Origin of the sequence: Pseudomonas sp. B13(2017) (genome assembly GCF_002113245.1) — a bacterium.
GTDB lineage: Bacteria > Pseudomonadota > Gammaproteobacteria > Pseudomonadales > Pseudomonadaceae > Aquipseudomonas > Aquipseudomonas putida_Z.
This window is the reverse complement of the sequence record NZ_NEJX01000011.1, coordinates 49547-62220: the sequence shown is the minus strand read 5'-3', so window position 1 is coordinate 62220 and position 12674 is coordinate 49547. Positions and strand designations below refer to the sequence as shown.

General features: G+C 66.6%; 14 protein-coding genes. All 14 read right to left on the bottom strand.

Translation table 11 applies throughout. From position 1 onward, the window contains the following. Position 1 precedes the first annotated feature (1 nt). Entirely contained in the window at positions 2–1912 is a 1911-nt protein-coding gene (locus CAG44_RS15660; RefSeq protein ID WP_085692468.1) for a sigma-54-dependent Fis family transcriptional regulator, read from the bottom strand. Positions 1913–2792: 880 nt separating this feature from the next. Then, positions 2793–3641: a CsgG/HfaB family protein gene (locus CAG44_RS15655; protein ID WP_015270587.1), complete on the bottom strand. Its 849-nt coding sequence runs from the start codon at positions 3639–3641 to the stop codon at positions 2793–2795. 33 nt (positions 3642–3674) lie between these two features. After that, positions 3675–4088, bottom strand: coding sequence for a curli assembly protein CsgF (locus tag CAG44_RS15650; RefSeq protein WP_085692467.1), 414 nt, complete (start codon positions 4086–4088; stop codon positions 3675–3677). Further along, positions 4085–4486: a curli production assembly/transport protein CsgE gene (gene csgE / locus CAG44_RS15645; RefSeq protein WP_013972855.1), complete on the bottom strand. Its 402-nt coding sequence runs from the start codon at positions 4484–4486 to the stop codon at positions 4085–4087. Before csgE ends, CAG44_RS15650 begins: the two co-directional genes overlap by 4 nt. Next, a complete protein-coding gene (locus CAG44_RS15640) occupies positions 4483–5010 on the bottom strand; it encodes a type II secretion system protein (protein WP_013972856.1) in 528 nt (175 codons plus the stop codon). Before CAG44_RS15640 ends, csgE begins: the two co-directional genes overlap by 4 nt. Further along, entirely contained in the window at positions 4985–5359 is a 375-nt protein-coding gene (locus CAG44_RS15635; RefSeq protein WP_024087221.1) for a type II secretion system protein, read from the bottom strand. Before CAG44_RS15635 ends, CAG44_RS15640 begins: the two co-directional genes overlap by 26 nt. A gap of 5 nt (positions 5360–5364) precedes the next feature. Next, positions 5365–5844, bottom strand: coding sequence for a type II secretion system protein (locus CAG44_RS15630; protein WP_085692466.1), 480 nt, complete (start codon positions 5842–5844; stop codon positions 5365–5367). Next, positions 5841–7706 (bottom strand): secretin N-terminal domain-containing protein, encoded by a 1866-nt coding sequence (locus CAG44_RS15625; RefSeq protein WP_025339365.1) that lies wholly within the window; start codon positions 7704–7706, stop codon positions 5841–5843. Before CAG44_RS15625 ends, CAG44_RS15630 begins: the two co-directional genes overlap by 4 nt. After that, positions 7703–8212 carry a hypothetical protein gene (locus CAG44_RS15620; protein ID WP_085615418.1) on the bottom strand — a complete coding sequence of 170 codons (510 nt, stop codon included), beginning with the start codon at positions 8210–8212 and terminating at the stop codon, positions 7703–7705. The genes CAG44_RS15625 and CAG44_RS15620 overlap by 4 nt, the downstream gene beginning before the upstream one ends. Then, positions 8212–8775 carry a GspMb/PilO family protein gene (locus tag CAG44_RS15615; RefSeq protein ID WP_085692465.1) on the bottom strand — a complete coding sequence of 188 codons (564 nt, stop codon included), beginning with the start codon at positions 8773–8775 and terminating at the stop codon, positions 8212–8214. Before CAG44_RS15615 ends, CAG44_RS15620 begins: the two co-directional genes overlap by 1 nt. After that, entirely contained in the window at positions 8762–9304 is a 543-nt protein-coding gene (locus tag CAG44_RS15610; protein ID WP_075045046.1) for a PilN domain-containing protein, read from the bottom strand. The genes CAG44_RS15615 and CAG44_RS15610 overlap by 14 nt, the downstream gene beginning before the upstream one ends. Before the next feature lies 1 nt (position 9305). Then, a complete protein-coding gene (locus CAG44_RS15605) occupies positions 9306–10097 on the bottom strand; it encodes a hypothetical protein (protein ID WP_025339369.1) in 792 nt (263 codons plus the stop codon). Further along, positions 10081–11754, bottom strand: coding sequence for a GspE/PulE family protein (locus tag CAG44_RS15600; protein WP_085692464.1), 1674 nt, complete (start codon positions 11752–11754; stop codon positions 10081–10083). The genes CAG44_RS15605 and CAG44_RS15600 overlap by 17 nt, the downstream gene beginning before the upstream one ends. Positions 11755–11919: 165 nt before the next feature. Then, entirely contained in the window at positions 11920–12453 is a 534-nt protein-coding gene (locus tag CAG44_RS15595; protein WP_025339371.1) for a response regulator, read from the bottom strand. Positions 12454–12674: the final 221 nt, after the last annotated feature.

Below are 12674 nucleotides of genomic sequence, written 5' to 3'. Positions count from 1 at the left end.
GTCAGCCGCGCAACTGTTTGAGCTTGCGGTACAGCGTCGCCCGGCTGATACCCAGCGCCTCGGCCGCCGCGGACACGTTGCCCTGATGGCGCGCCAAGGCGCCACGGATCAGCTCCAGCTCGTTGTCCTTGAGGCTGCCGGAAGGCGCGGTGCCGCTGGCCAGTTCGTCCAGCAGGCAGTCGGTGAGGTGGTCGAGGGTCAGCACCTGCTCGCCGTCCTCGCGCATGGCCAGTGCGGTGCGCACGACCATTTCCAGCTGGCGGATGTTGCCCGGCCAGTCGAAGCCTTCGAGCAACGCGGTCAGGGCCGGGTCCAAGGTCACGCCCCGGGCATCGGACTTGTCCAGCAGCCCCTGGATGATCGCCGCCAGGTCATCGCGCTCGCGCAGTGCCGGCAGGCGCAGCGACACGCCGTTGACCCGGTAGTAAAGGTCTTCGCGGAAGTGCTGCTCCTGCACCAGGCGCTTGAGGTCGCGGTGCGTGGCACAGATCAATGCCACGTCGATGTCCTGCTCGTCGCCCGCCCCCAGTGGTGCCACGCGCCGTTCCTGCAGTACCCGCAACAAGCGCGCCTGCAGCGCTAGCGGCATGTCGCCGATTTCGTCGAGGAACAGCGTGCCGCCATGGGCCTGCATCAGCCGGCCGACCATGCCGCCCCGGCGCGAACCGGTGAATGCGCCTTCACGGTAACCGAACAGTTCGGACTCGATCAGCCCTTCGGGGATGGCCGCACAGTTGACGGCCACGAACGGTTTGTCGGCGCGCGGGCTGGCCTGGTGCAGGGCCCGGGCGACAACCTCCTTGCCGGTACCGGTCTCGCCCAGCAGCAGCACCGGCAGGCCATTGCCCAGCCCCTGGCGGGCCATGCGCAGGTTGCGCGCCAGACGCGGGTCGCCACCGGCCAGGGCATCGAGCGCCGGCGACTGCTTGCCCGGCGCCGGCTTGCTCACCGGCGTACTGCCGTTGACCCGGCCGTGGCGCGGCAACTGCAGGGCGCGGAAGTAGAACTCGCCCTTGGCCGTTTGCACACTGCTCACCCCGCCCTGCCACAGGCGGGCGATGAAGGCCGGTGACCGTTCACCCAGCAGGTCGCTGCTGCGCCGGCCCAACAGCTCATGGCGCGGCACCTGCAACAGCTGGCAGGCACTGTCGTTGGCAGCCAGCACTTCACCGTCCAGGCTCAGCGCCAGCAGGCCATGCCAGGCGCTGTTGAGGTATTGCGGGCGGCTGTGGAAGGCCAGCACCAATTGCTTCGGATGGCACAGGCCGAACATGCGGCTTTCGATGTTGCCGGCCGCCAGCATCAGCGTCGACAGGCTGTCCTGTGGTTGCGCCATCACCCCTTCACGGGTGATGTCGAGCACGCCGATCACCTCGCCGCGCGGGTCGCGCAGGGGTACCGAAGTGCAGGAGAACGGGCTGAGGCGGTCGAGGTAATGTTCGCCGCAGTTGATCAGCGTCGGCCGGCCTTCCACCACTGCCGTGCCGATCGCGTTGGTGCCACGCAGCGACTCGCTCCAGCAACTGCCCGGGTGCAGGTCGCGCAGGCCCTCGCGCTGCAGCACGTGCTTCTGCCCTTCGATGGCCAGCACGTTGGCCTGGGCATCGCCGAGGATGACGATGCCGGCCTTGCCTTGGCGCGCGACCAAGTAGTCCAGTTCCGGGGTAACGGCGTCGACCAGCAGGCGGTTGCGCTCCAGCAGCATGCGCAGGTCATGCCCGTGCTCCAGGCCCAGGCCGACCTGCTCGCCCTGCAGGCAGTCCAGGCCATGGCCCAGGCTGCGGCGCCAGGAGGCATCGATCTCGTCGCGCAGCATGCCCAGTGGCAGCTCGCCTTCGCTGGCCAGCCTCAGGCGGGCCTGGCGGGATTCGTGCAGCGGGTCGTGGGCGTTTGTTATTAGTTGTCGCGCCATTTTCTACTCCGGCTGTGCCCCGCTAGATGGCGGGGAACGGGCTTGGGAATTTTCCGCAGTGTGCGGGAGAAATCCCTGGCCGTCATCAGGCTGAGGTAGAAGGTGGCATATGGTGACGTTTACGTAAAGGGACACGCAGGAGCGCCGCATTGTTCAAGATCTGAAAGCTTGCGCAAGCCTTGTGGGAGCGGGTTCATCGAGGTCGATCACGGCTGCCGCTTGATTTCAACAAAGCCCAGGTGCCCGCCAGATACCTGGCACCGGCCCATTCGCGGATAAACCCGCTCCCACAGGGCCGGCGTCGCACTTGAGATCACACGGTACCTGTGGGAGCGGGCATGCCCGCGAACACCGGCAAAGCCGGTGCCATCCACCGCGTCGTCTGCTTCGCGGGCGCGCCCGCTCCCACAGGGACGGCGCGGGCTTCGAGTTGGTGCTGAACCTGTGGGAGCGGGTTCACCCGCGAAGAGGCCATCGAGGTCAATCACGGCTGTCGCCTGATTTCAACAAAGCCCAGGCGCCCGCCAGACACCCGGCACCGCCCCATTCGCGGGTAAACCCGCTCCCACAGGGCCGGCGTCGTACTTGAGATCACACGGTACCTGTGGGAGCGGGCATGCCCGCGAACACCGGCAAAGCCGGTGCCATCCACCGCGTCGCCTGCTTCGCGGGCGCGCCCGCTCCCACAGGTACTGCGCTGGCTTCGAGTTGACGCTGAACCTGTGGGAGCGGGCAGGCCCGCGAACACCGGCAAAGCCGGTGCCATCCACCGCATCGCCTGCTTCGCGGGCGCGCCCGCTCCCACAGGTACTGCGCGGGCTTCGAGTTGACGCTGAACCTGTGGGAGCGGGTTCACCCGCGAAGAGGCCCTCGAAGCCAATCACGGCTGCTGATTCTGGCTCAGGTACTTGTCCACCGTAGCCTGCCCCTCCCCCGCATCCCCCGCCACCTGCCACAGCCGCCGTTCAATCCCCTGCGCCAGCAAGTGCCCCACCGCCGCCTCGATCGCCGACAGCACGCACAGCTGCGCCGGTTCGTTGGTGGTGTACCCCACCTCGGCCTCGAGCAGCTTCTTGAACTCGATGAACTTGAACACCCCGGCGCTGCGGCCGACCGAATAGATGGTCTTGCTGGTCATCACATTGGCCAGCACCTGCCCGGTGCGCACGTCCACCGCGCGCAGGTTAACGGTCACCTGGTCGACCCGGTACTCGCGGGAGATGTCTATGCCCAGGTAACGGGCACCTTCGCCGCCGCTGCGCACGTTGGTGTCGTAGGCAATGATGCCGCCCTCCAGCATCAGGTTGGCGGCCTGCAGCGGTGGCAGCTCGCCCATGATGTTTTCCGGTACATCGGGCTTTTTCTGCGAAGCACGAATGATCTTGCGCTCGGTCAGCAGGTTCTGCAGGCCTTCACGCTCCAGCACCACGAACCAGCCGCTGGCGTTCAGGGCGTCCATCAGCATGCTTGCCGCGCCCTGGGTGACGCTGGTGGAGAACGAGCTGGCCGGGGTCGGCTTGTACTGCCCGGTCTGGTCGCGGAAACCGTACACCACCGCCATCAACCGGCCCTTGGGCCGTGGCATGTTGATCAGGTCGTAGTAGGTCGACGCACGGGGGGTCAGGGTCGGGGTTTCCGAGTCCTGTTCGGCGGGCATCGGTTCGCGCAGGCCACAACCGTGCAGACCCAGGGCGGTGAGGATCAGCAGCGTGCTCAGCAGACGTTTCATGGTGTTCTCTCCCCAACAAATAGCCTTGCCCCCTCAAGGGTTCAGGCCGCTGACCTCAATGATCGAAATTTCTCCTGTGGCGCGATCGGTGACCTTGATACTCAAGGCCCCGGAATCGTCGATGACGTCGATGAGAAACGCATCGGTCGCCATGCTGCCGGTGTTGCCGTTACTGATGTTGTCCAGCAACTGCGACAACATCCGCGACTCCAGCTGGTTGCTGAAGCGCTCCAGGGCCGTGGTGCCGGTAAAGGCCGAGGAACGGTCCTTGAGGTCGGGGTCGTCGTGGTCGTTCTGCGCCTGGGCGTTGTTCAGCAACCAGGTGCCATTGAGCGGGTTGCCGCCAAAGGCCGGGTTGACCGGGGTGTACACCAGCTCGGTGGCCTGGGCGGCACATGTGCTGGCAAACAGGCAGGCGGCGATGCAACGGGGTATGTGGTACTTCATAGCTCGTCCCTCTCCAGATCGGTGGTGTCCTGCAGCAGGCGTTGCAACTTGCGTTGGATGATTTGCTGCTTGACCAGGTCGGCTGCTGCAACGGCCTCGTCCTTGAGCTCGGTGGTGTTCGGCGGCAGGAAGCGGCGGTACACCACCTCACGCTCGAATTCCACGGTGACCAGGCTGCCCCAACGGGCATCCGGGCGTTCGCGCACCACCAGGTTGAAATCAAGCCGGCTGGTGGCGCGCAGGCGGTCGGCGAAGTAGTAGTAAAAGTCGTGGCCGATGTGCGAGATGGTGTTGTCGACGATGAAGCCTTGCATCTCGTCCTCATCCCCGGCCCTGGCCGAGGTGGCAAGCACTGCCACCAGCAGCAGGCCCAGGCACAGCGCGGCCAGGCGGCTCATGGCGTGTCTCCCGGGCCGGCATGGGTCTGCACGCCACCGGCACTTTCGGTAAAGGCCTGCTCGGCGACGAACTGCCAGTCGCTGTAATGTTCCAGCCCATCGAAACCGCTCCATTCGGCGCTGAAGCCACTGCGCTTGAACGGGGTGGCGTCCGAGCGGCTGTGCACGCCGGTGATGCGGCCATCGATCGAGCGCAGCAGGCCCCAATCGTCACTGTTGGTGATGGGGTCTGGGTACAGCCGGCGAATGTGCCGCCTGGCCTGCGGGAAGCGGTTGTCCTGCAGCAGGTCGGCCAGTTCCTGCGGATACTGGGCCAGCCCCGGCGAGGCGCGGTAGTAGCTGCGCAGGGCCTGGGCATACTGGCTGCCTACCCACAACAGCTGGCGTTCGCGGTCACGCTGGGCGGCACTGGCCCAGAGCGTGCCGGTGGCGGCCAGGGCCACGCTGCTGACCGCAATCAGCAGCAACACGCCCAGGTAGGTGAAGCCGGCGTCGGCCTTACCATTCCGCGAACAGGCTGCCATCGCGCGCCCTCCCTGTGGCACCGCTCTTGATATCGGCCACGCCGCCGGCCACGCCTTCGGGCGGTGGCACCAGCTGCCAGGCATCGCTGCGCTCGGTGATCGGGTCTATCGGGGTGTTGCGCAGGTAACGCTGCTCCACCAACTGCTCCAGCGAGTCGGGGTAGTGGCCGGTGTCGCCGTAGTAGTGGTCCAGCGCCTCGCGCAGCACCGCCAGGCTCTGGCGCAGGGTGGCTTCGCGGGAGCTTTCCAGGCTGTTGAAGTAGCGCGGCATGGCGATGGTCATCAGCGTGGCGATGATCGCCAGCACCACCAGCAGTTCGATCAGGGTGAAGCCTTTGCTGCGTTTCATGGCTGTCACCATTGCCCGTAGGGGATGTTGTTCAGGCCTTTGCCGCGGGCCTTGGAATACACGTCGAACACGTCTTCGCCTTCGCGCGGGTTGTCGGGGCTGCTGTCGTAGGCGCGCAGCCCCCACCCGCCTTCGTCCTCAGCCTTGGCCGCCACCAGCGGGTCGTGCGGGATGCGCCGCAGGAAGTAGAACTTGGCGCCCTTGGCACTGCGCACATCGCGCACGCCGTCGACTAGCACCTGCAGGTTCGGCGGGTAGCCACTGGCGTCCAGGCGCTTCTCGATGTAGCCAGCATCGAACGCGCGCTTGTAGGCGTCGATGGCGTCGCGAATCTGGTACAGCGCCTCGCGCAGCTGCTGTTCCTTGCCGCGGCGCACCACGGTTTCGGTCAGCGGCGCGGCCATGCTGGCAAGCAGCCCGAGCAGTGCCAGGGTCAGCACCACCTCGATCAGGCTGAAGCCCTGCATGCGGCGCTGCGCGATCATGGCCGCGGGCTCCCTTTGGCCGGGGCGATCGCCATCTGGCTTTCCACCACCGGGGCATCGGTGGCCGGGGCATTGCCAGGCACATCCGCCGGCGGCAACGGCGCCATCTGCCGCACCTGCATGGCCGACTCGGTGCCGGTGGCGAACTCCATGTCCGACGGGCTCTGGTACGGCAGGTTGCGCACGATGCGCGGGGTGATCGCCAGCACCAGCTCCGACTTGCTCATGTCGTCCTTGTTGCTGCCGAACAGCCGGCCCAGGCCGGGGATGTCGCCAAGGCCCGGGATCTTGTTGCCGCTGGCGTTGTGGTCGTTGCGCACCAGGCCGGCCAGCACCTGGGTTTCGCCATCGTGCAGGCGCAGGGTGGTCTGGGCGTTGCGGGTGTCGACCTGGACCGGGATGGTGCCTTGGCGCGTGGCTTCCAGCGGGGTGGCGTTGCTCACCTCCAGGGCTACCTTGATCGCCACTTCGTTGTTCAGGTGCACGGTGGGCTGCACCTCGAGCTTCAGGCCCACATCCAGGTAGGTGACGCTTTCGGTGATCACCGGGCCCTGGGTGGACGGCACCGAGGTGGCGCTGATGATCGGTACCCGCTGGCCGATGTGGATGCGCGCCTGCTCACGGTTGCTGACGCGGATCACCGGGCTGGCCAGGGTGTTGATGTCCTTGTCCTGGGCGTTGATCTTGGCCTGCGGCGCCGGCGCGATGCTGATGCGGCTGGAGTCGATGCCCTTGAGCTGGTCGAGCACGCTCACCGGCTGGCCGTCGGAGCTCAGCACGCCGAAGGTGTTGGGCCATTGCAGGCCGAGGTCGAGGATGCGCGAGGTGGCCACTTCCATCACCTCCACTTCCAGCACCACCTCGGGGTTGGACTGGTCCTGCGACTGCAGCAGCTTCTCGGCCATGCGCACGGCATCGGGGGTATCGCGCATGGTCAGGGTGTTGAGGCGTTCGTCGACGAACACGTCGCGGGTCTTGAGCATGGTCTTGACCATGTTCAGCGCAGTGTTGGAGTCGATGCTGGTCAGGTAGAAGGTGCGCATGACCAGTTCCTGGTAGTCCTTGGTCTTCTGCGGCGAGTCGGGGTAGATCATCAGGGTGTTTTCGTTGACGATCTTCTGCCGCAGCTGGTTCTGTTCCAGCAGCAGCGCCACGGCGTCCTCGATGCGCAACTCGCGCACGAAGATGGTGGCCTTCATGTCCGGGCGCATGTCCTTGTCGAAGATGAAGTTGATGCCAGCGACCTGGGACAGCACCTCGAAGATGGTCTTCAGGTTGGCATCGCGAAACTCCAGGGTCACCGGCCGCTCCAGCTTGCTGCGCAGCTGCGGGAACGGTTGCGCGGTGCGCGCCTGCACGTTCTCGATGTCGCTGCGCAGGGCAATGCCCTTCTGGTTCTGCGGGTCCAGGCGCAGCACTTCGCGCATGTAGCGCTCGGCACCGAACAGGTCGCCCTGGCGCAGCGCCGCCTGGCCCAGCGCCACGCGCTCGTCGAGGGTGCGGATCAGCTCCAGCTGGCGGATGCCTTCCTGGGCGCGGCGGTTGTTCGGCTCCAGGGTCAGCACCCGGCCATAGCCCATGCGGGCGCTGGCGAAGTCGTGGCGGATGCGGTCGGCGTCGGCCTGGGTCAGCAGCGCCTCGACCGCGGCCTGGCGGCTGTGGGCCAGGGCGATGTTCAGTTCGGTGTCACGCGGGTCCTCGCGCAGGGCTTCTTCCAGGCGGGCGATGCCGGCTTCGTACTGGCCCTCCTTCATCAGCTGGTCACTGTCCTTGCGTACCGCGCTGGAGCCGCAGCCGGCAATGGCCACGCACAGCGCCACTAGCAGGAACGGAGCCGGTTTGCACAGCTTTGACGACTTCATGGTGCGCTCCCTACAGACAAAGTCTGCGACTGATGCAAAGGCAGGTAGACCAGATGCAGCTCGCTGGCCGATACCCGTTCGAGGCGGTAGGTGTCTTCGATCACGTCGCCCTGGCGCACGACGTAGAGTTTTTCGCCGCTCTGCAGGAAGATCTGCAGGTCGTCGCGGTCGCCGATGCGGCCAATGAACTGGAATGGCAGGGCCGGTGCAGTCGGGGCTGCGGCTACGGCGGGTGCGGTGACCACGGGTTGTTCGGTGACGGTGGCCAAGGCCTGGGGTTTGGTCCATTGCTGGGTCGGGAAGAGATCTCTTGAGGCTTGTTCCGGCCCTTTCGCGGGTAAACCCGCTCCCACAGGGACCGTGGATACCGCCGATTTTGTGGTAGTGGGTTTGCCCGCGAAGGGGGCAACACTGTCTTCCTCGCCGAACCAATGGCCCGGGGCCCAGGCCAGCGCCGCGCTCACGCCGAGGAAGCCAACCCAGATGACAGCACGTTGTGTGTTCATCACGACCTCGACAGGTAAAGGGTCATGCGCAGGCGGGCGTTGAGCTCGCTGTCGCCAATGCGTTTGCGTTGCAGCTCCAGGTCTTCCAGCACCAGGGTCGGCAACTGCTTCAGCAAGCCCCTGAGGAAGCCGCGAATCTGCGGGTAGCTGCCGCGCACCGGCAGCACGATCTGGTAGCGCGCCAGTTGCGTCCTGGGGTCGATGCCCAGGGCATATTCGCCACGCGCCAGGCTGATATGCTCGGCACTGGCCAGGTGGTACAGGCGCTCGATCAGCTCGCTGGCCCGGGGCTGCCCCGGCAGTTGCTGACGCAGGCTGTCGAGGGCCTGCTGCTCGGGCTTGATGGCGATCTTCAGCTCGCCACGCCTGACCCGCTCGACCTGCACGCTGGCGTCCGCTTCAGCGGCGCGCAGCTCGCGCAGGTTCTGCCATTGCGGCAACACCCCGGCGAACAGCACGCCCACGGCCAGCAGGCCCACCGCAATTGCAGCCAGGCCGACCGGGCCGACGCGACGCAGGCGTTCCTGGAGGATCAGGCTGTTCAGCGATTCACGGGCGCGCATGGCCGGTCTCCCAGGTGGCGGTGAGGGTGAAGCGCACCGGGTGCTCGGGCTGCGCGGCCAGCACCTCGTGGTTGAGCAGCGACACATCGCTGAGCTCGGCACTGGCCTCCAGGCGCTGGTGGTACTGCAGCATCGCTTCCAGGTTGCGCGCCTCGGCGGTGATGCGCAGCTGGCCTTTGCGCGCGTCGGGGGCCAGGCTGAGCAGCGCCACGTCGTCCTGGGGTTGCGCTTCAAGCATGGCGAACAGCTGCTGCCAGGGCCGTTGCAGCTGCTGCGACACGCTTTGCATCTGCGCCAGGCGCTCGGCCTGTTCGCGGCTGGCGGCGCTGCCCAGCGGTGCGACAGTGGCCGGGCGACGGCCCAGTTGCTGCTCCAGGCTGTGCACGCTGGCCTCCACTTCGACCTGCTCGGCCTGCAAGCTTTGTTGCAGCAGCACCAGGCCGGCGACCATGGCACTCGCCACGGCCAGCAGCGACCAGGCCAACGGGCTGTTGCGCCGGGGCTGGAATTCCAGGTCGAGGCGGCGCATGTCAGGCCACCGCCCGCCACATGGCGCACAGCGGGTCGGCGTCGCTGGCCGGCTGGCACAGCTGCACCGCCGCCAGTTGCGGCACCTCGCCGCGGCCCGGGGCATGCAGGTAGACCCGTGGCAGGTGCTCGCCGTACAGCTCGCAGGTGCGCTCGATCAATGCTTGCAGGGCCTGGTCGCTGTCGGCGCAGCCTTGCGCCAGCACTTGCTGCCACGCCCCACCGGCGGCCAGCAGCAGCACGCTGCGGCGCGGTTCGGCCAGGACGAACAGGAAGTCGCCCTGCTCCAACTGTGCCGAGCAGCGGTTGTAGGCGGCCATCAGGTATGGCTGCACCGAGCGCAGGCTCAGGTGGCTTTCCCGGCCCAGCGCCTGCAGCCGCTGCAGCAGGGCTTCGGGCAGCGCCGTGGCGATGCGTGCGGCCCCGGCCGGCTCGGGCGACAGCACGATGCGCCAGTCGTCCAGCGGCTGCCCGTAGAGGTTTTCGAAACAGGCCCGGGCGTAGGCGTCCAGTTCGCGCGGGTGGCTGATGGCATCACTCCAGGGCACCAGGCAGAAGCGGCTGTAGCGGGCCGACAGCAGCACCCGCAACTGGGCACCGCGCACGGCATGCTCGGCCAGCAGCGTGGCCAGGGCATCGACGGCGGCCTCCCAGGCCGGTTGGGCGGCATCGCAGGTAAAGTCGCGGCTGCCCAGCCATTGGTGGTGATTGGCGTGCCAGCTACCCAGGCCGACACCTTCGGCGCCGAGTACGGCACTGTATCTGTAAGCGCCACGATCAGATGAATGTGACACGGTTGATCTCCTCGAGAGTGGTACGGCCATCCCGGACCAGGTCCAGGGCCGAAGCCCGCAGCAGGCGCAGGCCGCGCTGGCAGGCGAGGTTCTTGATTTGCGACAGGGGGCGGCGCTCGACGATCATCTGCCGCAGGTCGTCGTCCAGGTGCAGCAGTTCGGCGATGGCGCTGCGGCCGCGGTAGCCACTGCCGCGGCACTGGCCGCAGCCCTGGGCGCGGACGAACTTCCAGCCGGCCACGCCCTCGCGGGTCAGGCCCGCGCCGTACAGGGTGTCGTCGTCGACTTCACACGGCGTGGCGCAGTGCGGGCAGGCCAGGCGGATCAGGCGCTGGGCCAGCACCGCATTGAGCGCAGAGACGAAGCTGTAGGGGTCGACCTGCATCTGGCTGAAGCGGCCGATCACATCGAACACGTTGTTGGCGTGGATGGTGGTGAACACCAGGTGGCCGGTGAGCGCCGACTGCACGGCGATTTGCGCGGTGTCCGGATCGCGGATTTCACCGACCAGGATCTTGTCCGGGTCGTGGCGCAGGATCGAGCGCAGGCCGCGGGCGAACGTCAGGCCCTTCTTCTCGTTGACCGGGATCTGCAGCACGCCGGGCAGCTGGTATTCGACCGGGTCCTCGATGGTGATGATCTTGTCCACGCCGTGGTTGATCTCGCTGATCATGGCGTACAGGGTGGTGGTCTTGCCGCTGCCGGTGGGGCCGGTGACCAGGATCATGCCGTAGGGCTCGGCGGCCAGCCGGCGCAGGGCGCGCAGGGTTTCCTCGGCAAAGCCCAGGGCCTGCAGCTGCACGCCGCTGACCCGGTCGGACAGGTCCTGCTTGTCGAGCACCCGCAGCACCGCGTCTTCGCCGAAGATGCTGGGCATGATCGATACCCGGAAGTCGATTTGCCGGTCGCCCACGGCAACCTTGAAACGGCCGTCCTGGGGCACGCGTTTTTCGCCGATGTCCAGCTCGGCCATCACCTTGATGCGCGAGATCACCTGGTCGGCGAAGGCGCTGCCGCTGGCCTTGCCGGCGCCGTTTAGCACACCGTCGATGCGGTACTTGATGGTCAGGCCCTGGCCGGTCATGCCCAGGTGGATGTCGCTGGCGTGCAGCTTGAGGGCGTCGTACAGCGTGGAGTTGACCAGCTTTACCACACGGCTCTGGTCTTCGCTGATGCTGGCCAGCGACAGGCGCTGCAGCGGGTCGCTTTCGCTGCTGGTTTCGGCGTCGTGGTCAAGGGCGTCCACGGCGTGGAAGCTTTCTTCGTGGCGGGCCAGGAAGGTGGCCAGGTCGGCGGCGTGGGCCAGGTACAGCGGTGCGCCTTGCAGCACGTCGTCGATCCAGGCCAGGCGGGCGTGGTCGAAGGGGTCGGCGAACACGCCCAGCAGTTGGCCGCCCTGCTCGATCAGCACGAATTCACGCTTCAGGCACATCGCCAGGCTGACCTTGTCGAAGCGTGGGGTGCTGGCCAGCAGGGTGTGGCTGCCCAGCACCGGGTAATGCAGGGTCAGGCCCAGGCGCTGGGTGAAGGTGTCGGGGGTGTCGCCGGCCAGCTGTTCCAGGCGGGTGAGCAGGCGTTCGTCGCTGGTTTGCAGGCGGGCCTGGGCCAGCAGGTCGCGGGGGTAGGCTGAGAATGGTGTTGGATTCTTCGCGGGCATGCCCGCTCCCACAGGTACAGCGCAATCCTGAAGGCAACGCGAATCCTGTGGGAGCTGGCTTGCCGGCGATAAGGCCGTAACGGTTGCATCGAATGCTTCTGGCATGGCCTGCGACTCCGCTCAGGGGCGCGTCGCAGGCTGGCTCGGCCAGGGGTGCGGGCGCCGCTATTCCCCTGTGAGCAGTTGATCGTCGTCGGGCCCTGGGGGCTTGGCGCCGTTACGGCGGCGGTCGGCCAATACCCAGCTTCCATCGTACAACTGCAGGGGGAACGATTCGTTCCTGTTCTGGCGTCGTTCGACGAACCCTTCAGCCGGGTTGTCCGTGGCCCTGCGCCGGCGCTCGATGCCCATCAGGTCGAAGACTGCACGGGCCAGTTCCACCAACGGGAACGGCTTGAACAGGACATGGCTCACACCCAGTTCGGCGGCCCGCTCACGCACCTCGACGGTGGGGTGGGCGGTAATCAGCACGAAGTGGCACTGCCTGTTCCTGTGTACGGTCTCCAGAACCTGAAACCCCTCCATGTCGGGCAAGCGGTAATCCAGCACGATCACTTGCGGTGCCAGGCTTGCAGCCTGCTCGATACCACTGGCACCGTCGTGGGCAACATGAACTTCCAGGCCTTGCGCCTGCAGGTACGCTTGCAGGTTCTGCGCAAGAGTCTGTTCGTCATCGACTACCAATACTCTGTTCACCAAGGTCGACTCCCAAGAACTGCCCGGTTACCCGGTCTGCGAAGTGCGCCCCTGTACAGGCTTGAGCAGGCTTCGTGCCAGGCGTGAATAGTCATGCTGAATAACCGTAACTCATTGATTTTGCGGAAGTTCCGTTCGCCACCCGCAACGCGTCGGGCAGGCGCACCGGCCCCGTTCCCCACATGCGGGGAAACTGATGGCACACTGCCATTTCGTTATTCCCC